Here is a 25,397-nt window from a genome sequence, read left to right as displayed (position 1 = left end):
GCGTCACGCTATCCGCGCGCCGCTGGCACGAGTCGAAGCCAGTAGAACGATTGCGAGCCCAACGTGAGGTTGAGCGTGCCCGACTCATCGACCGACGGGAACTGGGACCCACCGAACAGGTCCCAGGTCTCGGCCCCCTCGTATCCCTCGAGTGTGACCGAGGCGGAGACCGGGGTGTGCGCGAAGCTGAAGACGCACAGCACCGTCTCCGCGGCATCCCCGAACTGCCCCTCGGTACCGGGGTAGTCACGGACGAAGGCGATGACCGAGTCGTGGTCGCTCGGCATGACGGTGAGGTGTCCGAGACCGAACACGGGATGCTGCTTGCGCACGTGGATCATGTTGCGCACCCAGTGCAGCATCGAGCGGGACTGGGCGAGCTGTGACTCGACGTTCGTGAGCGTGTAGTTGTAGACCAGCGACTGCACGACGGGCAGGAACAGCTTGCCGGGATCGGCCGTCGAGAAGCCGGCGTTTCGGTCGGGTGTCCACTGCATGGGCGTGCGGCTCGAGTCGCGGTCGGGCAGCCAGATGTTGTCGCCCATCCCGATCTCGTCGCCGTAGTACAGGAAGGGGCTGCCCCTGAGCGAGAACAGCAGCGCGTACGCGAGTTCGAACTCGAGGCGGGAGTTGTCGAGGAGCGTCGCAAGCCGACGACGGATTCCCACGTTCGAGCGCATGCGGGGGTCGTAGGCGTACCAGCCGTACATCGCCTGCCGGTATTCCTCGCTCACCATCTCGAGCGTGAGCTCGTCGTGGTTGCGGAGGAAGACCCCCCACGCCGAGCCCTCGGGCTCCTGGGTCACCTCGGAGAGCACGCGCTCGAGCTCTCCGGCGTGCTGCGAGCGGAGGGAGTAGAAGATGCGGGGCATGACCGGGAAGTCGAAGGCCATGTGGCACTCCGGCTCCTCGACAGTGCCGAAGAACTCCACGACCTCGTTCGGCCACTGGTTGGCCTCGGCGATGAGCATCCGGCCCGGGTACTCCTTGTCGACCATGGCGCGAATGACCTTGATGAAATCGTGGGTCTTCTGCTCACCCTCGCCGTTGCCCTCCTCGGACTCGAAGAGGTACGGAATGGCATCGAGGCGGATACCGTCGACCCCCATGTCGAGCCAGAAACGGATGATGTTCAGAACTTCCTGCTGAACGGCAGGGTTCTCGAAGTTCAGGTCCGGCTGGTGCGAGAAGAACCGGTGAAAGTAGAACTGGCGACGCACGGGATCGAACGCCCAGTTCGAGTCCTCGGTGTCGACGAAGATGATGCGGATGTTCGGGTACTTCTCGTCGGAGTCGCTCCAGACGTAGTAGTCGCCGTACGGGCCCTCCGGATCCTCGCGGGACTGCTGGAACCACTCGTGCTGGTCTGACGTGTGGTTGAGCGGGTAGTCGATGACGATGCGCATGTTGCGCTCGTGGGCCTTCGTGACGAGCTCGCGGAACTCATCCACGGTGCCGAACTCGGGGAGGACCGCCGTGAAGTCGGAGACGTCGTATCCACCGTCCCGCAGCGGCGACTGGAAGAACGGGGGAAGCCACAGGGCGTCGACGCCCAGCCATTGGAGGTAGTCGAGCTTCGTGATGAGTCCTGCGAGATCCCCGGATCCGTCACCATTGGCGTCGTAGAACGACCGAACCATGACCTCGTAGAACACTGCCCTGCGATACCACTGCGGGTCGAGCGCGAGCCCGGGCAACTGGATGGGGGCGGTGAAGGTCATGAAGCTCCTTGGGACGAGGCGATCGATAGAGTCTAGAGCCGGTTGATGCAAGCGCTTGTCGAACGGGCGCTGCCTAGGATGGACGTCGTGCCCACAGCGAACCCCTATGCCTCCCTGCTCGACGCAGTGACCGTTCGGGAAGCAACGGTGACGGTTCTCGGGACCTCGACGAGGTACTGGGATTACGGCCCCGAGAATGCCACTACAACCATCATCGCGGTTCACGGCTACCGTGGCGAGCATCACGGCCTCGACCCGGTCGTCGCGCATCTCTCTGGCCTTCGCATCATCAGCCCGGACCTGCCCGGTTTCGGCGAGTCCGAGCCTCTTGTCGGGCGTTCGCACGACATCGCCGGGTACACGGCGTGGCTCTCCGCCTTCGTCGCGGAGCTGGGCCTCACGAGTCCTGTCATCCTCGGGCACTCGTTCGGATCGATCGTGGTCTCGTCGGCCGTGGCCGGTGGCCTCGAGGCATCCCGCGTCATTCTGGTGAACCCGATCGCTGCGCCGGCGCTCTCCGGGCCCAACGGTTTTCTCAGCAGACTCACCCTGCTCTACTACCGGGCCGGCCGCGCCCTGCCCGAGCGTCTTGGCGCCTCGCTGCTCAGCAGCTGGCTCGTGGTGCGCTTCATGAGTGTGTTCCTCGCGCAGTCCAAGGATCCGGCGATGCGTCGCTGGATCCACGACCAGCACCACACCTACTTCAGCCGCTACGCGACCCGCAACTCCGTTGTCGAGGGGTTCGAGGCATCCATCACCGCGGATGTCAGCCAGTTCGCCGCGCGCATCACACAACCGACCCTGCTCGTCGGGGCCGACCGCGACCCGATCACGACGGTCGCGGCCCAGGAGCGGCTGCGCGACCTGTTCCCGGATGCCCGGCTCGTGATCATCCCCGGCGTCGGGCACCTCGTCCACTACGAGAAGCCGCGCGAGGCGGCAGAGGCGATCGTCGAGTTCCTCGGCGACGGATCGGTTCCCGGACCAGCAGAACCCATGGCGGAGGGCCAGCGATGAAGATCATCTTCGATTGCCGATACACGCGGCTCGGGCGTCACGACGGGATCTCGCGCTACGGTGCGCGCCTGGTGGAGGAACTCGCCAAGCTGCATCCCGTGACGATGCTGATCTCCGACGAGCGCCAGCTGGAGATGCTCCCTGACCTTCCCTGGGTGATGGGTCCTGACCCGACCGCCATCACGGAGCCCTGGGTGGCACGAACCGTCAACAAGTACCAACCGGACGTGGTCTTCACGCCCATGCAGACGATGGGACCCGGCGGACGCAACTACGCGCTCGTCACCACGGTCCACGACCTGATCTACTACCGTCACCGCACGCCACCGCGCGATCTCAACCCCGCGCTGCGACTTCTCTGGCGCGCGTACCACCTGTGGGTGGGTTTCCAGCGAGCGGTGCTCAACCGGGCCGACGCTCACCTCGTGGACTCGGAGACCACGCGCGACCTCATGGCGAAGTACCGGATGACGCGTAACCCCATGCACGTCGTGCTCCTCGGCACTGAGCAGCCCGAGACGGCCCCGGATCGGCAGATGCCTGCCACACGCGATCTCGTCTACATGGGGTCCTTCATGCCCTACAAGAATGTCGATCTGCTCGCGCGGTCCCTGGCTTCACTGCCGGGGTTCCGCCTGCGGCTCATGAGTCGCATCAGCGACGCGGAACGCGAGCGGCTCACAGCGATGGCGCCGGAGGGATCGATCGAGTTCCTCAATGGAGCCAGCGACGAGCAGTACAACGACGCCCTCACGTCTGCCTTCGCGCTTGTGTCGGCCTCCCGCGATGAGGGCTTCGGCCTGCCCGTCGTCGAGGCCCAGGCGTTGGGAACGCCCGTCCTCCTGAGCGATACGGCGATCTTCCGGGAGATCGGGGGAGCGCCAGCTGGCTACTTCGATCCTGATTCGATCGAGTCGCTCGTGGACGCCGTGCGTGCACTCGATGACCCCGAGGAATGGCGGAGCCGTTCGCTCGCCTCCGCGGAGTGGGCCAAGCGGTACAACTGGCCTGACGCGGCGCGGCAGCTCCTCGACGTGCTTCGGGATGCCGCGGCCCGACGCTCTAACTGACGCGCCCGACCCTCGCCCCGGCCAGCTCGACCAGCCGGCCGGGTGCGATCGGAAAGACCGAGTTCGCACTGCCGGCGGCCGCCCAGACCTCGGGCAGGAGCAGGAGCGTCTCGTCCAGGATCGTGGGGAGCTGCTGGGCATGGGCGAGCGGCGGCACACCGCCGATGCTGTAGCCCGTGACGAGCTTCACCGACTTCGCATCCGCCATCGACACGGGCGCACCCACGAGCGCGCCGACGAGGTCCGTGTCGACGCGGTGGGGGCCAGACGCCAGGACCAGCACGAAATCGTCCCCGGCGCGGAACAGGAGGCTCTTGACGATCGCCTCGACCGGGCATCCGATCGCCTCGGCCGCCTGCTGCGCCGTGTGGGTGCTCTCCGTCATCTCGCGGGCCTCGATCTCGATGCCGAGGGCCGCGAGCTTCTCCACGTAGGCATCGGCGCGACGGTCGCTCACCGGCGGACTCCGGCGTCTTCGCGACCCTCGATCGCGTTCTGCTCATCGAGGCCCGGCGCCCCGGGTTCGAGGGACTCCTCCTCGATCGGATCGTTGAAGGCGATGAGCTCGAACGAGCCATTGTCATGACGGAAACTGTGGACCGACCCGTTCGCGATCCGGCCGTGGTCGCGGTCGGGGTCGACGACGGACAGGATCGACCGGATGACGCCGCCGTGGCTCACGACGAGCACAGCCTGGTCCGGGTGCTCCTCAGCCAACTGCATGAGCGCGGGGAAGACGCGCGCTACGACCTCCTCGCGGGATTCACGACCGGGGACCTCAGAACCCTCCGGGAAGCGCTGGGAGAGTTCGGGGTCGGCGAGACCCTCCGCCTCGCCGTAGTTGCGTTCGACGAGGGTCTCGACGGGGATGGGGCCCGGCATCCCGAGCTCACGGGCGATCAGCTCGCCGGTCTCCATGGCTCGCGACAGCGGCGAGGAGTAGATGGCATCCCACCTGCGTCGCGCGAGTAGTCTCCCCGTCGCGACAGCCTGCTCGCGGCCGGTCTCATTGAGCGGGATGTCGGTGCTCCCCTGAATCCGACGCTGCAGATTCCAGTCGGTTTCGCCGTGGCGAACGAGATACAACAACACGGCGTGGCCTTTCAGGACAGAGAGCCTTGAGGGACGCAGTGGCCTAGCTGAGCCTCTCGAGGAGATCTGCGAGAGTCTCCGACGTTCCCGACTCGATCTTAACGCTCGCGCGGATGTCACCCTTCGTCGAACCACGGTTGATGATCACGACGGGCATGCGGCGACGCGTCGCCTGGTCGAGAAGCCGGATGCCGGAATTCACGACGAGGGAGGAGCCGGCGATCACGAGCGCCTCGGCGCGCTTCACGAGGGCGCGCGCCTCGTCGAACTTCTCGCGGGGTACTAGCTCACCGAAGAACACGACGTCAGGCTTGAGAATGCCGCCACACACACTGCAGTCGGGAATCACGAAGCCGTCGACATCGTGGATCTCGACGTCGCCATCGGGGGAGAGCTCGACGGCATCCGGCGACTCGAGCCACGGGTTGTCGGCTGCGATCCGGTCGGCGATGCTCGCTCTCGCGTAGTGCTGGCCGCACGTGAGGCAGCGCACACGGTCCATGGAGCCATGCAGGTCGACGACCCGAACCGAGCCAGCCCGCAGGTGCAGTCCGTCGACGTTCTGGGTGATCACGCCGTCGAGGATTCCGCGGCGCTCGAGCTCCGCAATGGACTGATGCCCGAGGTTGGGTTCTGCCGAGTCGAATCGCTTCCAGCCGAGGTGGCTGCCTGCCCAGTAGCGCTTGCGGTAGTTCGCGCTGTCGAGGAACTGTTGGAAGGTCATGGGGGTGCGAACCGGAGCGCCCTCACCGCGGTAGTCGGGAATTCCCGAGTCGGTACTGACGCCTGCACCCGTGAGAATGGCGAGCGTGCGACCGCGCAGGAGGCTCACGGCGTCGTCGAGACGAGGGGAAGATGCGGCGGTTCCCGCGTACTGGGTCGTCATGGTGCTCCTTCCCGACGTCACTAAGCCTAGGCAACGAAGTTTTCCGGCATGTTTCCCAGCGCTGCGAGAAACCGTGAGTGTCCACCCCAACTCTCGTCGGCTACAGTCTCTCGGGCGGCCGCATCACGGTCACGGCGGGAGTTCAGGTGCAGATCAGTCACATCGAGTCGCTCGACGATCCCCGGCTCTCCGACTACCGCGATCTGACGGATGTCGCGCTCCGTCGCGTCTCGGAGCCCGCTGGTGGCCTCTACATCGCTGAGTCGTCCAAGGTCATCACGCGCGCCCTCGCCGCAGGACACCGGCCGCGCTCCGTGCTGCTCCTCGAGAAGTGGGTGGACGATGTCGCACCCCTCGTCGAGGACTTCGACGTTCCCGTGTTCGTCGGGGATTCGGAGCTGCTCGAGCAGCTGACCGGGTTCACGCTGCACAGGGGTGCACTGGCATCCATGCATCGCCCCCCTCTGCCGAACGTCAGCGACCTGCTCGCGGGCGCACGTCGTGTGGTGGTCATCGAGGATGTCGTTGACCACACGAACGTGGGGGCGATCTTCCGTTCCGTCGCGGGACTCGGGGCGGATGCTGTCCTCGTCACCCCGCGGTGTGCCGACCCGCTGTACCGCCGGAGTGTTCGCGTGAGCATGGGAACCGTGCTGCAGGTGCCGTGGACCAGGCTCGCCGAATGGCCAGCCGGCGCCGAAGAGCTGCATTCGGCGGGATTCCACATCGCCGCCCTCGCCCTCGCCGACGACGCGGTGTCCCTCGACGACTTCTCGGTTGCCCCTCCTGATCGCGTCGCGATCGTGGTCGGCACCGAGGGGGACGGGTTGTCTCCTGCCGCGCTCCGCGCCGCCGACACCGTCGTGACGATCCCGATGCTGCACGGTGTGGATTCCCTCAACGTGGCGTCGGCGAGCGCGGTTGCGCTCTACGCCCTCCGAGCACGCTGAGTTCGGGAACCACCCACAGGCCGGACACGCTCCCGTCCGCTCGGGACTATGCTCTCGATACCCCGACGGCGAGGAGCGAGACATGGCGGAGACGACCGCAACGGCACCCAGGATGCCCTCGAAGGGGCTCGCGACGGGAACATTGGGCCTCGTCGGCTCCACCGTCATCGGGCTCGCGTCCACCGCGCCGGTCTACTCCCTCGCAGCGACCCTCGGCTTCGTCGTGCTGGCCGTGGGGGCGCAGGCTCCCGTCGCGTTCATCATCGCGTTCGTGCCGATGCTCCTCATCGCGTTCGCCTACCGGGAGCTCAACCGCGCAGTCCCGGATTGCGGCACCACCTTCACCTGGGCGACGAAGGCCTTCGGGCCGCGCGTGGGCTGGATGGGCGGCTGGGGCGTCGCCGTTGCGGGAATGGTTGTACTCGCCAACCTCGCCCAGATCGGCGGCAAGTACTTCTGGTTGCTGATCAACGAGGACATCGCACAGAACCCGGTCATCGTGACGGCGACCGGCGTCGTCTTCATCGCGCTCATGACCTACATCAGCTACCGGGGGACCGAGATCGGCGAGAAGCTGCAGAACGTGCTGCTGGGCATCCAGTACCTGGCCCTCATCATCTTTGTGATCGCCGTCATCGTCGCCCTGTCGACGGGTACCGCGCCGGCCGGGGCGACCGTACCGGAGCTGTCCTGGTTCAACCCCTTCGCCTTCGAATCAGCGTCGGGATTCGTGGAGGCGATCCTGCTCGCGCTCTTCATCTACTGGGGATGGGACACGTGTCTCGCACTCAACGAGGAGACGAAGGATCCTGAGCGGATCCCCGGCCGTGCCGCGATCCTGTCGACGCTCATCCTGCTCGTGACCTACGTGGGCGTGACCGTCGCCGCCATGGCGTACGCAGGGCTCGGAACGACCGGACTCGGCCTCGGCAACGAGAACAACGCGGAGGACGTGTTCTTCGCCCTGAAGGACGTGCTGTTCGGCCCGCTCGCGTGGCTCCTCGTGATCGCGGTTCTCGTGTCGGCGGTGTCCTCGACCCAGACCACGATCCTTCCCACGGCACGTGGCACGCTGGCGATGGCCGCGTATCGCGCACTGCCGCGTCGCTTCGGCATGGTGCATCCGAAGTACCACACCCCAGCGTTCTCCACCGTCGTGATGGGCATCGTGTCCACCGTGTTCTATGTGGGCCTGACGATCGTGAGCGAGGACTTCCTCTCGGACACGATCCTGTCGCTCGGACTCGCGATCGCCTTCTACTACGCGATCACGGGGTTCGCGTGCGTGTGGTTCTTCCGGCGGGAGCTGTTCGCCAATGCTCACAACGTGTTCTTCAAGTTCCTCTTTCCGCTGCTCGGCGCCCTCATGCTGACGGCGGCCTTCATCTTTTCTGCCATCGACATGTTCAATCCGGACTACGGGTACACCGTCATCTTCGGCATCGGTGGGGTGTTCGTCGTCGGAATCGGGTCTCTCGCGCTCGGCGTTGTGCTCATGATCGTGTGGTCGTTCTTCCCGCGGTCGAAGCCGTTCTTCCGGGGCGAGACGCTCAACGAGACGACGGAGGTTCTCGTGCCGGAGGAGACAGTCCCGCCGCGCAGGTCTGTGGATGGCGGCTGGGCCTGACACGCCGTTCAGGAGTTCTGAACGCACTCTGCCTACGATGAACGGGTGCCACAGACAACCCCCGCGCTGACGAAGAAGCAGATCTACCGCCGGCGACGGATCACCGTGTTCACGGCTGCGGCCCTCGTTCTTGCCGCGGGTTTCTACCTTCCTCTGACCCTGCTCGCCCCCGCCCCCACCTCATCGGCCGTGGTCGCCCCATACTCGGCGATTGAGCCTGTGACACCGGTGCTGTCCTTCCCGCCCTACGGCGCTGCGGGCATCGGCGCCGTGGGGTACGACGGGGTTCTCGCTCGTTCGGGAACGGAGGACGCCCTGCCCATCGCCTCGATCTCCAAGGTCGTCACTGCTCTCGTCGTACTGGACGCGCACCCACTCCAGCCGGGAGAACAAGGTCCCAGTGCGACCTTCGGGCCGGCTGACGAGCAGTTCTACGCGGAGCAGGTCGCTCAGGACGGCATTGTGGCGCCCGTCGCGGTCGGCCAGACGATGAGCGAGCGGAACATGCTCGACCTCGCGCTCATGGCATCCGCCAACAACTACGCGCAATCCGCCGCAGCGTGGGCGTTCGGCAGCGAGGCCGCCTACGTGGAGGCAGCGGCCGCGTGGCTCGGCGAGAACGGCCTCACCGGCACGACGATCACGGATGCCACGGGCATCCAGCCGACCAATACGAGCACGGTCACCGACCTCATCGCCCTCGCCAAACTCGCACTCGACAACCCGGTCGTCGCCGAGATCGCCGCAACGGCCTCGGTGGACATCCCGGGGATCGGACTCGTGGAGAACCGCAACGGACTACTGGGCATCGACGGCGTCGACGGCATCAAGACCGGCACCCTCGACGAGTCGGGCGCGTGCCTGCTGTTCTCCGCCGACCACATGATCGCGGGGGAGACGGTCACCCTCGTGGGCGTCGTGCTCGGAGGCCCCGACCACGACACGATCAATGCCGCGATTCGCACGCTGCTGGCCGAGGTCGACCAGGGCTTCCGCTCGATCGATCTCGCAACGCAGGGGCAGGTTTTCGGAAGCTATTCGACCGCGTGGGGCGACGCCTCGAACGTCGTGGCATCCGAGGGCAGCTCGATGCTCGCGTGGTCGGAACTGCCGATTACCGCGGACATCGCCATAGGCGACATCCACCTGGCCACGGCGGGAACCGAGGTCGGCTCTGTGAGATTCACAGTCGGCGATCGGACTGCCGTGGTTCCGCTCGTGGTCGAGGAGTCGATCGACGACCCCGGGCCGTGGTGGCGACTGGGAAACCCCGGTGAGTTGTTCTGATGCTTGCCTGATATCCACCGTTTCGCACCGCCGACAGATAGGCTCGCAGCATCCCGAGCATCTGCTCGACTCCGTGTGGCTGTGAAGTCATCTGAACTTCTGAGGTCACGTGCCCGCTTCTGACGTATCGTCTTCCGGCCCCATCATCCGTACGGGACAGCGGGGTGTGGGAAACCAACTCTCCGAGTTCTCAGCACTCATGAACACGGTGCGCGACGCTGGGCTCCTTCGTCGCCGTCGCACGTTCTACTTCGTGCTCCTCGCCGCGATCACGACCGCCATGGTCGCCGCCTGGTTCGGCACCGTGATGCTCCAGGACACCTGGTTCACCCTCCTGATGGCAGGCGCGATGGGCATTCTGTTCACGCAGTACGCCTTCGTCACGCACGAGTTCGCGCATCGCCAGGTCTTCACCTCCGGCAAGGCGAATGACGTCGCTGGTCGGCTCATGGCCGACCTCGTCGTCGGCATCAGCTACTCCTGGTGGATGAGCAAGCACACGCGTCACCACGCCAACCCGAACACGGCGGGCAAGGACCCGGACATCATGCCGGACACGATCGTCTTCCAGGCCGAGGATGCCACAGCCAAGACCGCCATCGGACGTTTCCTCCAGCAGCGTCAGGGCTGGCTCTTCTTCCCGGCACTCCTCCTCGAGGGAATCAACCTCCACTTCCACGCCTTCAAGACGGTGTTCACGCCTGGCACGAAGGTCGACAAGCGCGCGCTCGAAATCGTGCTGCTGGCGGTTCGCAATGTGGGCTTCGTCGCTGCGATCTTCGCGATCATGCCCCTCGGAATGGCGTTCGCCTTCCTCGGTGTGCAGCTCGCCGTCTTCGGCCTCTACATGGGTGCATCATTCGCCCCGAACCACACGGGTATGCCGATCCTGCCCAAGGGCTCGAAGGTCGACTTCCTCCGTCGCCAGGTGCTCACGAGTCGCAACATCTCCGGCGGCCCGGCCGTCGACATCTACATGGGTGGTCTCAACTACCAGGTCGAGCACCACCTGTTCCCGAGCATGCCGCGCCCGCACCTGCGTCACGCTGCGGAGATCGTTCGCGAGTTCTGCGAGAGCAGGGGCATCCTGTACACGCAGGTGTCGCTCGCCTCGTCGTACGTGGCCGTCATCAACTACCTCAACGAGGTAGGCCAGGGTCCTGCACGCGACCCGTTCGCCTGCCCCGCTGCCGGACGCGTCGGCTACACCGGCATCGCGTAACTACGCCTCGGGGGTGAACCCCGGACGCTTCGGCACCACGTTGTCACCTGACGACTGGTGCCGAATCCGTCTGAGCACCCACGGCACGAGGTATTCGCGCGCCCAGCCGACGTCTCCGACGCGCGCCTGGCGCCACGAGACGGTGGGCAGCGGCTCCGGTTTGTAGGGCTCGAGATCGTTCTCGACGTTCAGCGCCTGCAGCACCATGCGGGCAATGGTGTGGTGCCCGAGTGGCGAGAAATGCAGGCGATCGGGCGCCCACATGCGAGGATCGGTGAGCTCGCGCAGGGCCCACATGTCGGCGACGATCGCGTCGTGCCGCTGCGCGATGGCGCGCAGGTTCTCGTTGTAGATCGCCACCTTGCCCCGAACGCGCCGCAGGACGGGCGTCATGCCGATGTCCGGGCCGTTGAACATGACGACGGTCGCCCCGTCGCTGCGGAGCTTCTCGATGAGCGTCTCGAACCGGGCCGCCACGTCGTCGGGATCCGTGCCGGGGCGGATGATGTCGTTACCGCCGGCCGAGACACTGATGAGGTCGGGTTTGAGGAGGAGAGCGGCATCCGCCTGCTCGTCGGCGATCTGCTGGAGGAGCCTGCCGCGGATGGCCAGGTTCGCGTAGGCGAAACCCTCCGTTCCCTCGTTCAGGACTTCGGCAACGCGGTCCGCCCACCCTCGATGACCGCCCGGGGAGTCCGGTTCCGGATCGCCGATTCCCTCGGTGAAGGAATCACCGATCGCCACATATCTGCTCCACGGGTGCTGCTGTGCCATAGCTCCAGCATCTCGCACGAAAGTGAACACATGCGCAGGGACACGGCGCGAGGAGGTTGCCCCCCCGTTGGGGGGAGTGACAGGATGACAGCACGGTGCGGGTTTCCCGCATCCACGATCGATTACAGCGTCGATTGTTCCGCAGCGGGGGCGACGCACTCGGGATTCGCCGCCTCCGCTGCATCGCACTTCTGCCCCTTGTTGCTGCGCCTGGGGGAGTGCCAAGCTGGGCCTGCGGTGCGCAGGTGCCCGCTACAACGGTTGGAGTGTCATATGGGTTGGTTTGCCGTTCTCATTCTCGGGATCATCGCCGCCGTCATCGCGAAGCTCATCCTTCGCCAGCGTGTCGGCTGGTTCCTCACGATCGTTCTCGGCGTGATCGGCGCGTTGCTCGGCGGATGGATCTCGCAGCTCTTCTTCGGCGAGAATCTGCTCGATTCCAACGGCTTCTTCTCATTCGTCTCGTGGTTCTGGGCCGTGATCGGTGCACTCATCGTGCTCGCGATCTTCGGTGCGATCCGCGGACGCCGGAGGGCGTAGCAGGCAGAACCGATACGAGGGGCGGATGCAACGGAGCATCCGCCCCTCGTCGTTTCCGGCCGCAACGGGGTGGCGTCGGCAGCACCTGCGAGGATGGCTCCATGGGCAAGCAGGACGGCCGTGACCGCCAGGTCACCACGGGTGTCATCGACTCCTCGAGCGCGCCCATCCTCCACGTCGACATGGACGCCTTCTTCGCCTCCGTCGAGCTCCTGGATCATCCGGAGCTCGTGGGCAAGCCCGTGATCGTCGGCCACAACTCACCCCGATCGATCGTCACGGCTGCAACGTATGAGGCCCGCAAGTTCGGCGTGAACTCCGCCCTGCCGATGTCGATCGCGCTGCGGAGGTGTCCCCAGGCGATCATCCTCGAGCCGCACTACGAGCGCTACCAGTACTACTCGCGCCGCGTCTTCGAGATCTGCGACGAGTTGACCCCCTCCGTCGAGCGGCTCGGCATCGACGAGGCGTTCCTCGACGTCGCGGGTGCCCGGTCCATCTTCGGGTCTCCGCAGCAGGTTGCCGAGTTGCTGCGCGCCCGTGTGCGCTCCGAGACGGGACTCATCTGTTCGGTGGGTGCCGCTGCCACCAAGTACGTGGCCAAGGTCGCCTCGGGGCTCTCCAAGCCCGATGGACTACTCGTGGTGCCGCGGGACCAGACGGTCGCGTTCCTGCACCCACTTCCGATCGCCAAGCTCTGGGGTGTCGGCGCCAAGTCGGAGGAGCTTCTGCGGGCGCGAGGGCTACACACGATCGGCGATCTCGCGAGGGCCGATCTCGACACGCTCCGCCGCGCTGTGGGGGAGTCTGCGGCGCGTCGGCTGCACGACCTCGCCTGGGGCCGCGACGATCGCGTCGTCGAAGCAGGGGCGGAGGAGAAGAGCGTCGGGCACGAGATGACCTTCAGCACCGATGTGACGGATGCCACCGCCATCCACCGCGAACTCCTGCGCCTGTCGAACATGGTCGCTGTGCGCCTGCGTCGACACGGGTTGCGCGCGCGAACCGTCGTGCTCAAACTGCGCTTCTCGGACTTCACGACGATTACGCGGTCCCGGACCCTCCCGGACCCCACGGATCTCGGGAGGCAGATCTACGAGGAGGTGCGAGCGATCTACGACACCGCGCGCGAGGGCGGTCGCCCGGTGCGTCTCGTGGGTGTGCGCGGTGAACAACTCGTCGACCCTGATGGCATGATGCAGGCCCTCTGGGACGACACGGCGGGCTGGCGCGAGGCGGAGAACGTCATGGATGCCGCGAGCGATCGTTTCGGCAAGGGTGCGGTGAAGCCCGCGGCGCTGCTCGGCCACCGCGCGACGGATCGACCGCGGCTGGGCCAGCGCGACTGATTCCACAGGCACCGACTCCTGACAGATCGGGCTCGTGGACGAGTCATGTCACTCGTCTCGGGTAACGTCTTCTCAAGTGAGTACACCAGCGCTACCAGGCCCCACAGTGGGTACCTTTGCCGCTGAACACCTCTCTCCGGCCTACCCCGAACGCGCCGCGCGCGGCACGGCATCCAAGCTCCGCGCCTGGCAGGCCGAGGCCCTCGACCTGTACTTCGAGCGCGAACCGCGGGACTTCCTCGCGGCCGCAACACCGGGCGCAGGCAAAACGACCTTCGCGCTTCGACTCGCCGTCGAGCTCATCGCCAGGCGAGTGGTCGACCGAGTCACCGTTGTCGCGCCGACCGAGCACCTCAAGCGCCAGTGGGCGGATGCCGCGCACCGTGTAGGCCTACGACTCGACCCGGGATACTCCAACGGTGCCGCGTGGGGCGGGCGGCGGTTCCACGGGATGGCCGTCACGTACGCGCAGGTGGCGGTGCGGGCATCCCTGCACCGCGAGATCACGGAGTCGGCACGCACGCTAGTGATCCTCGACGAGGTTCACCACGGCGGCGATGCACTGAGCTGGGGTGACGCGATCCGCGAGGCCTTCGAGCGGGCGACGCGCAGGCTCTCCCTCACCGGCACGCCGTTCCGCAGCGACACCGCCCCGATCCCCTTCGTCACCTACGCGCCCGACGAGAAGGGCATCCGCACCTCGCAGACGGACTACAGCTACGGCTACGGCCGCGCTCTCCAGGACGGCGTGGTGCGTCCCGTCATGTTCCTGGCCTACGCAGGCAAGATGCGCTGGCGCACCAAGATGGGCGACGAGATGGAGGCTCGCCTCGGGGAGGGCGACACCAAGGATGTCACGGCCCAGGCCTGGCGCACCGCTCTCGACCCCGGCGGAGAGTGGATGCAGTCGGTGCTCAAGGCGGCGAACACGCGCCTCACCGAGGTACGCCATTCGATTCCGGATGCCGGCGGCCTCGTCATCGCGACGGACCAGCAGGCAGCACGCGCCTACGCCGCCCTCCTCACGTCCATCACGGGGGAGCAACCGACGGTCGTGCTCTCCGACGAGAAGGAGTCGTCCAGACGCATCGAGACCTTCTCCGAGGGTGACTCGCGGTGGATGGTGGCCGTCCGCATGGTGTCCGAGGGTGTGGATGTGCCCCGGCTCTCTGTGGGGGTCTATGCGACCTCGGCCTCGACCCCGCTGTACTTCGCGCAGGCGGTTGGCCGGTTCGTGCGAGCACGTCGGCGCGGCGAGACGGCATCGATCTTCGTGCCGAGCGTGCCGACGCTCCTCTCGCTCGCGAGTTCCCTCGAACGCGAGCGCGATCACGCGCTCGATCGGGAGCGGGACGACGACCAGCTGCTCGACGACGGGCTCATCGACGAGGAGAACCGGGAGGACTCGGCGAGCGACCAGCTCATGGACGAGTTCACGTGGGAGGCGATCGAGTCCGACGCACACTTCGACCATGTCCTGTTCGACGGTGACGAGTTCGGCGCTGCGGCCTTCACCGGCAGTGACGAGGAGCTTGATTTTCTCGGGCTCCCCGGCATCCTCGAGCCCGACCAGGTTCGCGAGCTGCTTCGCCAGCGACACGCTCGCCAGCAGCGGCGCTCCTCGACGAAGCCCACGGAGGAGAAGCCCGTCGCGCTGTACCGCACGCTCAAGGAGCAGCGCACGCTGCTGAACTCGCTCGTGGGGATGCGGTCGAAGATCTCCGGCGAGCCGCACGGGCTCATCCACGCGGAGCTACGCAGAGTCTGCGGCGGTCCGGCCGTTGCGCAGGCCACCGTCGCACAGCTGCAGGCCCGGATCGACTACGTGCGGCGCGGGCTGCGCCAGTAGACCGGTTCATTCCGGGAAAGACAAAACGCCCCGGCCGAAGCCGAGGCGTTTTGCTTTACTGAACTGATACCCAAAACCGCCGTTCCGCTCCATTGCGGGGCAATGTGGCGGCGGTGCGGGTGGGAAGCAAGATCAGATGGGGCGGATGTTCTCCGCCTGCGGGCCCTTCGGGCCCTGGGTGATGTCGAACTCTACCTTCTGGTTCTCATCGAGAGACCGGTAGCCGTTCGACTGAATTGCCGAGTAGTGGGCGAACACGTCAGGACTTCCGTCCTCAGGGGCAATGAAACCAAAACCCTTTTCCGCGTTGAACCACTTGACGGTGCCTTGTGCCATGTAAAACTCCTCCAGGAGCGTTCTGCTTGGCCCCGACAGTCGAGGCCGCATCCGCGGGCGCTGTTGTACCGCACGCGAACGTGTTGCCAAGGCTATAGCAGTAGTTGCCATATGCCGCCATTGTTTGGAAAACCGGTAACTAAATGTCATCTACCGGAAATCTCGCGATCGGGTCCTCGGGACCATTCCGAGGTGCTCAACCTGGTCGGCGACGAGGTTGATGACGCCCTCGGGGGAGCGCTCCAGGGTGCCGCGGATCACGAGCGCCGGAGCCTCCCGGACAACCCTGCGGTAGCGCCCCCACAGGCCGACGCTGCAGATCACGTTGACGAAACCCGTCTCATCCTCGAGGTTCACGAACGTGATGCCGCTCGCGGTCGCCGGTCTCTGACGGTGGGTGACGACCCCAGCAACACGAACTCGCCTGCCGGATTCCGCCGTGACGAGATCGTCGGCCGACAGGATGCCCTGCTCCCGCAATGCGGAGCGAAGATGTGCAACCGGGTGGCTGTCCGTCGAGATTCCCGTCGCCCAGAGGTCGTTCATCATCGTCTCCACCTCGTTCGGCATCGCGAACAGCGGCGGCTGCACCGACACGATCGTGCCCGCGAGGAACTCCGGACGGTCCTGGGCTGCGTTGCCGGCGTTCCAGAGAGCCTCCCGGGTGGTGTGCCCGAAACACTCGAACGCACCGGCCGCCGCAAGAGCCTCCAGTTGGGCCGTGAGGAGACCGGTGCGCCGCACGAGGTCGTTCATGTCGCGGAACTCGCCGTGCTGCTGCCGCTCCTCGACGATGCGGATGGCCACCGCCTCGCTGATCCCCGAGACCTCGTCGAGACCGAGTCGCACGGAGTAGGCGCCATCACGACGGTGGTCGCGGGTATCGAAGGGCGCTGACCGGTCGAAGGGACCGACGGGAGGCTGCTCTCGGTCGAGGCAGTGCGGGTCGCCGTTGGGGCCCGGCTGCCCTTCGAGACGGGCTTCGCCCTCCTCAGGGACCGGGGTGAGCGGCTCGAGCGCGGCGTTCGCCATCGACCGCTGGATGTCGGGCCTGAGCACCTCGACACCGTGGCGCCGGGCATCCGCCACCAGGCTCTGGGGGGAGTAGAAGCCCATCGGCTGGGCGCGCAGTAGGGCCGCGAGGAACGCCCCGGGGTAGTGCAACCGCAGCCACGCGCTCGCGTAGACGAGGAGGCCGAAGCTCAGGGCGTGGCTCTCGGCGAAGCCGAAACCCGCGAAGGCCTGGATTCCGCCGTAGATCTGGTCGGCGGCCTCTCCGGTGATGCCGTTCTCCGCCATACCCGCGTAGAGCTTGTCCCGCAGCTTCTCGATCTTCTCGACACCGCGTTTGGAGCCCATGGCCCGACGCAGCAGGTCGGCATCGTCCGGCGTGCATCCGCCGACAGCGACCGCGATCTGCATGAGCTGCTCCTGGAAGATCGGCACGCCGAGCGTGCGTTCGAGCGGCTCGACGAGGTTCGGGTGCACGTAGCTCACGGGTTCCTGGCCCATCTTGCGACGGACGTAGGGATGCACCGCCCCACCCTGGATGGGGCCGGGCCGCACGAGCGCGATCTCCACGACGAGGTGGTAGAACTCGCGGGGTTGCAGGCGGGGGAGGAGCCCCAGCTGGGCCCGACTCTCCACCTGGAACACGCCGATCGCATCAGCCCGACACAACTGGTCGTAGACGCCCTGCTCCTCCTTGGGGATCGTGTCGAGGTCGAGCTTCTCACCGAGCGTCTCCTCGACGATCTCGAAGCAGTACCGCAGCGCCGAGAGCATGCCGAGGCCGAGCAGGTCGAACTTGACGAGACCCATCCAGGCGCAGTCATCCTTGTCCCACTGCAGCACCGTGCGCTTCTCCTTGCGTGCGTGCTCGACGGGCACCACCTCGCCGACCGGGCGCTTGGTGAGCACCATGCCGCCCGAATGGATGCCGAGGTGCCTGGGGAACTTCATGGCCTCGAGCGCGAGCGAGATCACCTGGTCGGGGATGTCGTGGTCGGTCTCCGGCTGGTCGGGCAGGGGAGTCCACCTCTCAACCTGCTTGGACCAGGCATCCTGTTGGCCCGGCGAGTAGCCGAGCGCCCGCGCCATGTCGCGCACCGCGGCCTTCGGCCGGTACTGGATGACGTTGCACACCTGCGCGGCATTACGTCGCCCGTACTTGTCGAAGACGTACTGGATGATCTCCTCGCGCCGGTCGGACTCGAAGTCCACATCGATGTCGGGCTCCTCCTCGCGCATCGTGGAGATGAAGCGCTCGAACGGCAGCTTGTACCGGATCGGGTCGACAGCCGTGATGCCGAGCAGGTAGCAGACGACGGATGCCGCGGCAGAGCCCCGACCCTGACACAGGATCCCGCGGCTCCTCGACTCCCGCACGATGTCCCACACGATGAGGAAGTATCCGGGAAAACTCTTCTCCTCGATGATGTCGAGCTCGTGGTGGATGCGCGCCCTGATCTGCTCCGTCAGTACCATGCCGCGCTGCTCGATGCCCTCCCACACCAGTTCGCGCAGGTAGCTCGCGGGGGTATGCCCCTCGGGCACCTCCTGGTCGGGGAGCGCCGGCTTGGCGCGACGCAGCTCGAAGGAGAGCTCGTCGGCGATCGTCACCGTGTTCTCGACGGCACCCGGGTAGCGGCGGAACCGCTCGGCCATCTCCGCCCCGGAGCGCAGGTGTGCCTGACCTGCGGCCGGAAGCCAGCCGTCGAGCTCGTCGAGGCTGCGCCGCGCGCGTACTGCGGCGAGGGCCGCGTGCAGGTGGTGGCTGTCGGGGGAGGCGTAGTGGGCGTTGTTGGTCGCGACGACGCGCAGTCCGCGCTCGCTCGCGAGGTGCGCCAGGGCGTCGTTGCGGGCACTGTCGAGCGGATCGCCGTGGTCGAAGAGTTCCACGACGACATGGTCTGGCCCGAACAGGTCGACGAGGCGGTCGAGTTCGGCACCTGCTGCGGCGGCATCGGGAACGCTGATACCCAGTGCCCTGCGCACGGCCCCCTTGCGGCATCCCGTCAGGATCATCCAGTGGCCGTCCGCCTGCTCGGCCAGCTCCTCGAGCCGGTACACCGGCCGGCCCTTCTCGCCACCGGCCAGTTGACCGGCGGTGATCGCCGAGGCGAGACGGTGGTACCCCTCCTCGCGTCGGGCGAGCACGAGCAGGTGGTTGCCCTCAGGGTCGGCCATGCCGTTCTGCGGGCCGCTCAGGCCGAGCGAGAGTTCCGCGCCGATGATCGTGGCGAGCCCGAGCTCCGCCGCGGCCTCCGCCATGCGCACAGTGCCGTAGAGACCATCGTGATCGGTGAGTGCGAGAGCGTGGAGGCCGAGACGGGCGGCCTCCTCGGCCATCATCTCCGGCATGGTCGCCCCGTCGAGAAAGCTGAAGCTCGAGTGCGCGTGGAGCTCGGCGTAGGGCACGAGGGTCGCGGCATCCTGCCTCGGTACCTCCGGGGGCACGTACGCCTTGCGTTTGTACGACCATGCGGGGCTGTCGCCACCGTCGGCGCCGGGCGGGGGCGCGGAACCGGGGCGACTCACGTCGGTCAGGCGTCGCTCGAACTCCGACCACGAGACGGGCGGGTTATTCCAGCCCATGGCTCCACCGACTCTGCCTAGTCATAGCGCGCCTCGGCCCACCAGCCGCTGTCGTCGAGCACGAGGAGCCAGCCGCAGCCCGTGGCATCCACCGCCTGGAAGCGCCAGGAACGGCTCGCCTGCTCCGGTGCCCACCAGCGCTCATCCACCGGCCAGGGGCCAGCCCACGCGGTGAGTTCGAGGGTGCGGGTGCCCGAGGTCATGCGAACCGGTGGTGCCGAGACTGCTCCGCGTGCCGCCACCGACACGGGCTCGCCTCGGGCGTCGACGACGTGCACGGGATGCCGCGGCACGAACACGGTTGCAGGTAAGGGTGCTGGCAACCGGCCCGGCCACGGCGCTGCCCTGTGACGGAGCCCGACCGGGCGATCACCCCAGGCAACGAGGTGCTGGCGATCGGCGAGCGTGCGGCCACCACCCAGGGCGGGCACGAGCACCGCCTCGTGCCCGAGGAGGCCCTGGACGCGGGAGAGGCCGTGGTGGATGCGCTCGTCGGGGCCGGAACCCCAGAGCCCCGTCTCGTGGTGCTGAACGGCATCCACGGCGTCCGGTGAGACGACGACGCGGGTGATACCAGCGGTGAACTCGGCCGAGGACGCCTGCCAGCGCACCCGGTCGATGACGTCGGCCGGGGTGAAGGAACGCGGATGCAGCCAGGTGCGCTCATGCGCCTGCCCGGCATCCGACTCCAGGCGCACGAGAATCGCGGTGCACACCAGCCTGCGGGCGAGCAGATCGTCGATGAACCGTTCGGCGGCCTGGCGCATCCCGAACGCGACCTGGTCGACAAGCTCGAGTGCCGGCTCGAAATCGACCTCGGCATCGATGTCGTCAGGCACGACACGGGGCACGAGCGGCCAGCTGTCCTTACCCGCTGCCAGTGCGTGGAGCCTGGCACCCTGCGGGCCGAAACGCGTCTGCACATCACCGATGTCGAGGGCCGCAAACTGGCCGAGAGTGTGGATGCCCAGCCTCTTCAGCAACGTGACGATGCCGGTCACGTCCGGAACCGGCCCCTCCTCCAGCACTCCGATGTCGAGGGGACCGAGAAAGTCGCTGGCGTTACCCGCCGGCACGATCTCCACGGTCTTCGTTGCTCGCCGCGCCGCAAGCTCGGCGGTGAAGATGCCGTCGGCCACACCTGCACGCACGTGGCCCCCGCCGAGCTCGACGAGCCGGGAAACGAGGGCGAGCGCTGCTGGCCGCTCACCTCCGTAGTAGCGGGCGGCACCGCGTACCCTCACGGCACAGATACCGGGTCGCAGAACAGTCACCCCTGGCGTGAGCTCCTCGATAGCGGAGACGAGCGGATCGAAGACCCGGGCATCCCGACCGGCGTCATAGGGCACAACAACGAGATCGGTGCAACGCGCCTGCGCCTCGCGCACCCGAAGTCCTCGGCGCACGCCCTCGTGGCGGGCAGCGGCGGATGCCGCGAGCACAATGCCCTTCTCGATGAGGGCGATCGGCGCTTCCGGGGAGATGTCAGAGGCGTCGAGCGCCGCCGTGACGGGCCAATCCGCGCACCAGAGCACGATGACCCGTTCCGGGGAGGCTGCAGCGATCATCCCGTCGCCGCCAGTCGAGTGGGTGAAGTGGCGATGCGCTCAATCGTGGAATCGCCCGCGGGTAGCCACATCCGCGCGCTTCGGGGTCGGCCCGCGGTGCGGGTCGTGACGGTCACCGTGACCTCCCGTGCAGCGAGATGCCCATGACCCTGGCCGATGCCGTGCCAATGACCCTCGTCGAGGGAGAACATCGCCTCGCCCTGGGGCCACGGCCCGAGCACGAGCATGGTCGTGCCCCGCTGGCGCAGTCGAGCTGCCAGCCGTGACACGCTCGCCTCGCTCGCCCTCGCGGGCGGGCGTGTGACAACGACACCCATGATGTCCGCCAGGGCTGCGGTCACCGTCATCCACTGGTCGCCCGGCCTCGGCACCAGAACAAGCCGCTCGAGATCCACGCCGTGGTGTGCGGCAGCCTCGATACCGAACTCGGGAACACCCACGACACCACACCATGCGCCGGCCGCGGAGGGAGCCGCGAGCAGGGCCATGAGCAGCGTTGCCGAGCGCTGCACGGAGTAAGCAGCTCCCTGGCGCAGGCCGCCGTCGGGGAGGAGCCCCGCGATCGCGGGATGCGTCGGGATCGTGCGCACGTCGAGCTTCGTCGCCTGCAGCGCACCGATGCGCGCCTGCAACTCCCGCACCGTGTCGGACGGTGCCCCAGCGGACCGCACAGGAGACTGCGCTGGTATGGGGGAGGCAAGTGCGGCTGTCACTTGACCATGCTCGAACATACCTTCGATGGTGTCAACTGCCACCGACAGTGAACGGCGTGTCGCACAGCGGCAGAGAGGACTACTGTGTGTGCCACACACAACCCGAACACAGTGAGGTGTTTCGCATGGTTCCTGAGATCAACTGGCTCGCCGTCATCCTGGCCACCATCTCGAGCATGATCATCGGCGCGATCTGGTACGCACGCCCCGTCTTCGGAAGGCGGTGGATGCGCCTCGCGAAGATCGACGAGTCGACGATGGGCAGCGGGGTTCCGCAGATCATCCTCACGATCATCGTGAGCTTCATCACCGCACTCGTGCTCGCGGGCGCCGCCGCGATCGCACAGGACTTCTACGGCGGCAACTTCCTCGCCAACACCCTCATCACGGCGGTCATCCTCTGGGCAGGCTTCACGGCGGCGCGCGTCATCACGCACGATGCCTTCGAACGCCGCCCCGCGGGGCTCACCATCCTGACAATCGGCCACGAGCTCGTGACAGTCCTCGTCATGGCGCTCATCATCGGCCTCGTCGGAATCAGCGCCGCTTAGACCGCTTCGCCTGGCGCGGGTACTTGACGCGCGCCTTCGGTTTCTGGGTCTGCTTCGGTGCCGTCTTCTTCGGCGCGGGTGCCGGCTCCTCCTTCTCCGACCCGCGCGAACTGTTCGCCGTGCGCCCGCGCACGATGCCGATGAACTCCTCCGTGAGCTCCGTCGCGGCGTCGGGATGCCACGCCAGCGCGATGCGCGTCGTCGGCTGCTCCACGGCTGGCCTCGCCACCACGTCCTTCCGCGACAGCGCGCGGGCCACCGACTGCGGCATGATCGCCACGCCGACACCGGTGGCCGCGAGTTCGACGGCTGCGCCCCACTCGCCCTCGATCACGTGCACGCCCTCCAGGTCGGCGGGCTCCACGGCGTCCAATGCCGACAGCAGGTGTTCCTTCTCCATGACGACGACCGGCTGCTCCTCATAGAGCGGGATCGCCGCGAACTCCTCGGGCACGGGCATCCTCACGAACACCGCGTCGACCTTACGTGAGGCCAGCGCACCGACGGCCCCGGCCTGCGACAGAGGGGTCAGGGTGAGTGGATGCCGCGGCATCCGTTCTGCCCAGACCCGCGCCCACTTACCCGGCGTGACCCCCGGCACGAAGGCAACAACGAAGGGCTGGGTCACCGCCTCAGGCTACCGCGCGGCTGTGCTTCACCCTCGAGACTCCATTCGTGGCGACTGTGGTGCCAGCCGAACCCACCACAGATGGAGTCTCGACAGAACTGACAACATCATCGGCGGGGCCTAGCTGACACACCGCGCTACCCTTGTCACGTGTCAGACCAGACGATGAAGCCCGCCACCGCGGCAAAGAAGCTGGGCATCTACCTGCCCGCCACGCCGCAGGAGTTCCAGGACGGCACGGTGACTCGCGCGGAATACGCCGAGCTTGTGTCGTCCCCGCCCGAGTGGCTAGTGGACCTTCGGCAGAACGGCCCCCACCCGCGAGCGGTGGTTGCGCAGAAGCTGGGGATCTCGGCATCCGGACTCGCCCGTGCCGGGGTTCGTGACGTCATGACGACGACGGAGATCAAGAGCCTCCTCGTGGAGATGCCCGAGTGGCTCTCCGCCGAGCGCGCCGTGCACGCCGCGGTGCAGGAGGAGAACGCTCGCGTCAAGAGCGAGCGTGCCGCCAAGGAGAAGCTCCGCCAGGGCGGACGGTAGCCCCTTAACGACACGGGGCGCCGGAGCCGAAGCCCCGACGCCCTTGTGAGTGCGAGTTACGCGAACTGCGCCTCGACGGTCTCCTTGCCGTGGGTGCGCGCCTGGATGGCGGCGATCGCGAGCATGATGCCGAAGGCAATGGCGTAGATGCCGATCGCGAAGACGAGTCCGAAGATCGCGGCACCGGGCACCGTCCAGACGAGGATGCCGAGAGCGATACCGAACAGGATGCTCGCGACGCCGGCCACGATGGCCCAGGTCCTTCCCTTGCCGACGGCGCCGGAGGCCGAGCCGATGACCATGACACCGTGGGTGATGTTGTAGAACACGATCGTCCACAGCAGGAACAGGCCACCGAGCAGGCCCGCGAGGCCCGGCAGGATGAGCGCGGCGAGACCGGCGAGCACGGACACGATGCCCGCGAACAGCAGCCAGCCCCAGCGCGGCGTGGTGTTGCGGATGCGCACGGCGTGCACGATCTCGGTGATGCCGTCGACGAGGGCGTAGGCACCGAAGACGATGGCGATCGCGAGGAAGGCGGACGCCGGCCAGATGAGCGCGAGAATACCGAAGATGATGGCGAGGATGCCGCGAACCAGAACGAGCCACCAGGGGCCCGCGCTGAGCTGCACGAGGGGCTGTTCGACCTCCTCGACCGCTTCTTCCAGCGGGTCGTCGAGGGGTGCGGATGAGGACGTGGGATCAGTCATGGCACCCACCGTATCGGAGGGCAGTGCAAGGATGGGAGCGTGAGCATGAGCGATTTTCCCACCCAGTTCAGGGGTGAGGTCATCACCCCCGATTCGCCTGATTACGACCCGGCCCGCGCATCCCTGGGTGCAGCGGCCGCACCGGTCGGCATAGTGCTGCCCGAGACTCCTGCCGATGTGGCCCTGGCGGTGCGCTACGCGGCGAGCCGTGGCATCCTTCCCGCGGTCCGCAGCGGCGGACACAGCGGACACAATTTCGTCTCGTCGAGCCCGACACTGCTCATCGACCTGTCCCGGCTCGTCGACATCGAGGTCCTCGAGAATGACCTCGTTCGGCTCGGCCCGGGGTCCGTCTGGGGAACCGTGGCGGAGACTCTCGGAGAGCACGGACTGGCCGTGACCTCAGGCGATACGTCGTCCGTGGGTGTCGGCGGTCTCATCCTGGGCGGGGGAGTGGGGTGGCTCGTGCGCCTGGTGGGTCTTACGATCGACACCCTCGTCGAAGCAGAGGTGGTCACCGCGGCCGGCGAGCTGGTGACTGCAAGCGAGCACCAGAATCCCGACCTGTTCTGGGCTCTTCGCGGTGGCGGTGGCAACTTCGGAGTCGTCACCTCCTACACGGTTCGTGCACGGCGGCTCCCCGGTGTCATCGGCGCGACCATCTCGATCGACCCCGCGTACGTATCGGCCGCGATGAGAACGTGGCGTGACGTGATGCGCGAAGCTCCCGACGAGCTCAGCGCGACGTTCCTGGGGTTGCCGGCGTTCGGGCCGGAGGCCCCGGCATCCGTTCAGATCGTCGCCTGCTGGGCTGGCAAAGATCTCGACACTGCAACGGCAGCGCTCGCACCCCTTCTGTCGATGCCGGGCGTCACGGCGCACACGGTTGCCCCCGCCACCTATGCGAGCCTGCTCAACGAGGCCCCGGTTCCCCCCGTGCCGCTCACCGTCGTCGACAATGCCTCCTTCACGCCGAACCTCACCGACGAGCTCATCGACGCGGTCACCGCGCTCTGGGCCGACCTGGGGCTCGCGGTCTTCTCCGCGCGCAGCCTGGGGGGTGCCTTCTCGCGTGTTCCGTCGGATGCCACGGCCGTGGCGTATCGCGAGAGCGAGGCTCTCCTCTTCAGCGCCATCCTGCTCCCCGGCGATGCCGACCAGGCGCAACAGCAGCGGATCATCGACCGGTGGAATGAGTTGCCCGGCCCGCGAGTTGGCACCTTCAGCTCGTTCATCTCCCGCACGGGACCGGGCGTGCTCGCCGAGATCTATCCGCCTGCCACACTGGAGCGCCTGCGTTCGGTGAAAGCCGTGTGGGATCCGACAAACCTTTTCCGCCTCAACCAGAACGTTGCGCCCGAGTGACCGAA

At 67.0% G+C, this 25,397-nt stretch carries 23 protein-coding genes; 12 read left to right on the top strand and 11 right to left on the bottom strand.

Annotation, left to right across the window (positions count from 1 at the left end; translation table 11 throughout):
• Positions 1-8: 8 nt before the first annotated feature.
• Positions 9-1,721, bottom strand: coding sequence for a maltose alpha-D-glucosyltransferase (gene treS, locus HDC94_RS09270; protein WP_179496896.1), 1,713 nt, complete (start codon positions 1,719-1,721; stop codon positions 9-11).
• Between the two features lie 87 nt (positions 1,722-1,808).
• On the opposite strand from treS, the gene HDC94_RS09265 reads away from it, so the two are divergent.
• Positions 1,809-2,738, top strand: coding sequence for an alpha/beta fold hydrolase (locus tag HDC94_RS09265; protein ID WP_179496894.1), 930 nt, complete (start codon positions 1,809-1,811; stop codon positions 2,736-2,738).
• Positions 2,735-3,808: a glycosyltransferase family 1 protein gene (locus HDC94_RS09260; protein ID WP_179496892.1), complete on the top strand. Its 1,074-nt coding sequence runs from the start codon at positions 2,735-2,737 to the stop codon at positions 3,806-3,808. The genes HDC94_RS09265 and HDC94_RS09260 overlap by 4 nt, the downstream gene beginning before the upstream one ends.
• Here HDC94_RS09260 and HDC94_RS09255 read toward each other — a convergent pair.
• The 3 genes from HDC94_RS09255 to HDC94_RS09245 are packed head-to-tail and all read right to left on the bottom strand — an operon-like array spanning position 3,801 to position 5,786.
• Positions 3,801-4,265: a YbaK/EbsC family protein gene (locus HDC94_RS09255; RefSeq protein ID WP_218870533.1), complete on the bottom strand. Its 465-nt coding sequence runs from the start codon at positions 4,263-4,265 to the stop codon at positions 3,801-3,803. The two genes, HDC94_RS09260 and HDC94_RS09255, sit on opposite strands and share 8 nt — an antisense overlap.
• Positions 4,262-4,900, bottom strand: coding sequence for a histidine phosphatase family protein (locus HDC94_RS09250; protein WP_179496890.1), 639 nt, complete (start codon positions 4,898-4,900; stop codon positions 4,262-4,264). Before HDC94_RS09250 ends, HDC94_RS09255 begins: the two co-directional genes overlap by 4 nt.
• A 43-nt stretch (positions 4,901-4,943) precedes the next feature.
• A complete protein-coding gene (locus HDC94_RS09245) occupies positions 4,944-5,786 on the bottom strand; it encodes a Sir2 family NAD-dependent protein deacetylase (protein ID WP_179496888.1) in 843 nt (280 codons plus the stop codon).
• A 146-nt stretch (positions 5,787-5,932) separates the two neighbouring features.
• Between HDC94_RS09245 and HDC94_RS09240 the strand changes: the two genes are divergently transcribed.
• The 4 genes from HDC94_RS09240 to HDC94_RS09225 all read left to right on the top strand — a co-directional run bounded on the left by HDC94_RS09240 (position 5,933) and on the right by HDC94_RS09225 (position 10,872).
• Positions 5,933-6,736, top strand: coding sequence for an RNA methyltransferase (locus HDC94_RS09240; RefSeq protein WP_179498987.1), 804 nt, complete (start codon positions 5,933-5,935; stop codon positions 6,734-6,736).
• Between the two features lie 82 nt (positions 6,737-6,818).
• The gene (locus HDC94_RS09235) at positions 6,819-8,363 is read left to right on the top strand and encodes an APC family permease (RefSeq protein WP_179496886.1); all 1,545 of its coding nucleotides are present in this window, start codon (positions 6,819-6,821) and stop codon (positions 8,361-8,363) included.
• Between the two features lie 45 nt (positions 8,364-8,408).
• The gene (locus HDC94_RS09230; protein ID WP_308495687.1) at positions 8,409-9,650 is read left to right on the top strand and encodes a D-alanyl-D-alanine carboxypeptidase; all 1,242 of its coding nucleotides are present in this window, start codon (positions 8,409-8,411) and stop codon (positions 9,648-9,650) included.
• Between the two features lie 199 nt (positions 9,651-9,849).
• A complete protein-coding gene (locus HDC94_RS09225; RefSeq protein ID WP_179496884.1) occupies positions 9,850-10,872 on the top strand; it encodes an acyl-CoA desaturase in 1,023 nt (340 codons plus the stop codon).
• Here the strand turns inward: HDC94_RS09225 and HDC94_RS09220 are convergent, their stop codons facing one another.
• Positions 10,873-11,646 carry an SGNH/GDSL hydrolase family protein gene (locus HDC94_RS09220; protein WP_179496882.1) on the bottom strand — a complete coding sequence of 258 codons (774 nt, stop codon included), beginning with the start codon at positions 11,644-11,646 and terminating at the stop codon, positions 10,873-10,875.
• A 273-nt stretch (positions 11,647-11,919) separates the two neighbouring features.
• Here HDC94_RS09220 and HDC94_RS09215 point away from each other — a divergent pair, with 273 nt between their 5' ends.
• From HDC94_RS09215 to HDC94_RS09205, 3 genes are all read left to right on the top strand, one after another.
• Positions 11,920-12,186 (top strand): GlsB/YeaQ/YmgE family stress response membrane protein, encoded by a 267-nt coding sequence (locus HDC94_RS09215; RefSeq protein ID WP_179496880.1) that lies wholly within the window; start codon positions 11,920-11,922, stop codon positions 12,184-12,186.
• A gap of 101 nt (positions 12,187-12,287) precedes the next feature.
• Positions 12,288-13,535: a DNA polymerase IV gene (dinB, locus tag HDC94_RS09210; protein ID WP_179496878.1), complete on the top strand. Its 1,248-nt coding sequence runs from the start codon at positions 12,288-12,290 to the stop codon at positions 13,533-13,535.
• Positions 13,536-13,611: 76 nt separating this feature from the next.
• A complete protein-coding gene (locus HDC94_RS09205) occupies positions 13,612-15,384 on the top strand; it encodes a DEAD/DEAH box helicase (protein WP_179496870.1) in 1,773 nt (590 codons plus the stop codon).
• Between the two features lie 132 nt (positions 15,385-15,516).
• Here the strand turns inward: HDC94_RS09205 and HDC94_RS09200 are convergent, their stop codons facing one another.
• From HDC94_RS09200 to HDC94_RS09185, 4 genes are all read right to left on the bottom strand, one after another.
• Positions 15,517-15,720 carry a cold-shock protein gene (locus HDC94_RS09200; RefSeq protein WP_179496868.1) on the bottom strand — a complete coding sequence of 68 codons (204 nt, stop codon included), beginning with the start codon at positions 15,718-15,720 and terminating at the stop codon, positions 15,517-15,519.
• 150 nt (positions 15,721-15,870) lie between these two features.
• A complete protein-coding gene (locus HDC94_RS09195; RefSeq protein WP_179496866.1) occupies positions 15,871-19,317 on the bottom strand; it encodes an error-prone DNA polymerase in 3,447 nt (1,148 codons plus the stop codon).
• A gap of 17 nt (positions 19,318-19,334) precedes the next feature.
• Positions 19,335-20,885: a DNA polymerase Y family protein gene (locus HDC94_RS09190; protein ID WP_179496864.1), complete on the bottom strand. Its 1,551-nt coding sequence runs from the start codon at positions 20,883-20,885 to the stop codon at positions 19,335-19,337.
• Positions 20,882-21,598, bottom strand: coding sequence for a hypothetical protein (locus HDC94_RS09185; RefSeq protein ID WP_308495686.1), 717 nt, complete (start codon positions 21,596-21,598; stop codon positions 20,882-20,884). Before HDC94_RS09185 ends, HDC94_RS09190 begins: the two co-directional genes overlap by 4 nt.
• Before the next feature lie 125 nt (positions 21,599-21,723).
• Between HDC94_RS09185 and HDC94_RS09180 the strand changes: the two genes are divergently transcribed.
• A complete protein-coding gene (locus HDC94_RS09180; RefSeq protein ID WP_179496862.1) occupies positions 21,724-22,149 on the top strand; it encodes a DUF1761 domain-containing protein in 426 nt (141 codons plus the stop codon).
• Here the strand turns inward: HDC94_RS09180 and HDC94_RS09175 are convergent.
• Complete coding sequence (locus HDC94_RS09175; RefSeq protein WP_179496860.1) at positions 22,136-22,777, bottom strand: LysR family transcriptional regulator substrate-binding protein; 642 nt, start codon at positions 22,775-22,777, stop codon at positions 22,136-22,138. The genes HDC94_RS09180 and HDC94_RS09175 overlap by 14 nt on opposite strands.
• Positions 22,778-22,942: 165 nt before the next feature.
• Between HDC94_RS09175 and HDC94_RS09170 the strand changes: the two genes are divergently transcribed.
• Entirely contained in the window at positions 22,943-23,317 is a 375-nt protein-coding gene (locus HDC94_RS09170; protein ID WP_179498984.1) for a DUF5997 family protein, read from the top strand.
• 56 nt (positions 23,318-23,373) lie between these two features.
• Here HDC94_RS09170 and HDC94_RS09165 read toward each other — a convergent pair whose 3' ends face one another.
• The gene (locus HDC94_RS09165; protein WP_179496858.1) at positions 23,374-24,027 is read right to left on the bottom strand and encodes an HdeD family acid-resistance protein; all 654 of its coding nucleotides are present in this window, start codon (positions 24,025-24,027) and stop codon (positions 23,374-23,376) included.
• 45 nt (positions 24,028-24,072) lie between these two features.
• Here HDC94_RS09165 and HDC94_RS09160 point away from each other — a divergent pair, with 45 nt between their 5' ends.
• Positions 24,073-25,392 (top strand): FAD-binding oxidoreductase, encoded by a 1,320-nt coding sequence (locus HDC94_RS09160; protein WP_179496856.1) that lies wholly within the window; start codon positions 24,073-24,075, stop codon positions 25,390-25,392.
• The last annotated feature ends 5 nt before the right edge of the window (positions 25,393-25,397 follow it).

It is taken from the genome of Leifsonia sp. AK011 (genome assembly GCF_013410945.1).
Classification (GTDB): Bacteria; Actinomycetota; Actinomycetes; order Actinomycetales; family Microbacteriaceae; genus Rhodoglobus.
This window is presented reverse-complemented; position numbering and strand designations above follow the sequence as displayed.

Coding starts and splice junctions, on each gene's coding strand:
- treS (WP_179496896.1), bottom strand. CDS start 1,721: ATGACCTTCACCGCCCCCATCCAGTTGCCCGGGCTCGCGCTCGACCCG.
- HDC94_RS09260 (WP_179496892.1), top strand. CDS start 2,735: ATGAAGATCATCTTCGATTGCCGATACACGCGGCTCGGGCGTCACGAC.
- HDC94_RS09245 (WP_179496888.1), bottom strand. CDS start 5,786: ATGACGACCCAGTACGCGGGAACCGCCGCATCTTCCCCTCGTCTCGAC.
- HDC94_RS09235 (WP_179496886.1), top strand. CDS start 6,819: ATGGCGGAGACGACCGCAACGGCACCCAGGATGCCCTCGAAGGGGCTC.
- HDC94_RS09225 (WP_179496884.1), top strand. CDS start 9,850: ATGAACACGGTGCGCGACGCTGGGCTCCTTCGTCGCCGTCGCACGTTC.
- HDC94_RS09220 (WP_179496882.1), bottom strand. CDS start 11,646: ATGGCACAGCAGCACCCGTGGAGCAGATATGTGGCGATCGGTGATTCC.
- HDC94_RS09215 (WP_179496880.1), top strand. CDS start 11,920: ATGGGTTGGTTTGCCGTTCTCATTCTCGGGATCATCGCCGCCGTCATC.
- dinB (WP_179496878.1), top strand. CDS start 12,288: ATGGGCAAGCAGGACGGCCGTGACCGCCAGGTCACCACGGGTGTCATC.
- HDC94_RS09200 (WP_179496868.1), bottom strand. CDS start 15,720: ATGGCACAAGGCACCGTCAAGTGGTTCAACGCGGAAAAGGGTTTTGGT.
- HDC94_RS09195 (WP_179496866.1), bottom strand. CDS start 19,317: ATGGGCTGGAATAACCCGCCCGTCTCGTGGTCGGAGTTCGAGCGACGC.
- HDC94_RS09190 (WP_179496864.1), bottom strand. CDS start 20,885: ATGATCGCTGCAGCCTCCCCGGAACGGGTCATCGTGCTCTGGTGCGCG.
- HDC94_RS09180 (WP_179496862.1), top strand. CDS start 21,724: ATGGTTCCTGAGATCAACTGGCTCGCCGTCATCCTGGCCACCATCTCG.
- HDC94_RS09170 (WP_179498984.1), top strand. CDS start 22,943: ATGAAGCCCGCCACCGCGGCAAAGAAGCTGGGCATCTACCTGCCCGCC.
- HDC94_RS09165 (WP_179496858.1), bottom strand. CDS start 24,027: ATGACTGATCCCACGTCCTCATCCGCACCCCTCGACGACCCGCTGGAA.
- HDC94_RS09160 (WP_179496856.1), top strand. CDS start 24,073: ATGAGCGATTTTCCCACCCAGTTCAGGGGTGAGGTCATCACCCCCGAT.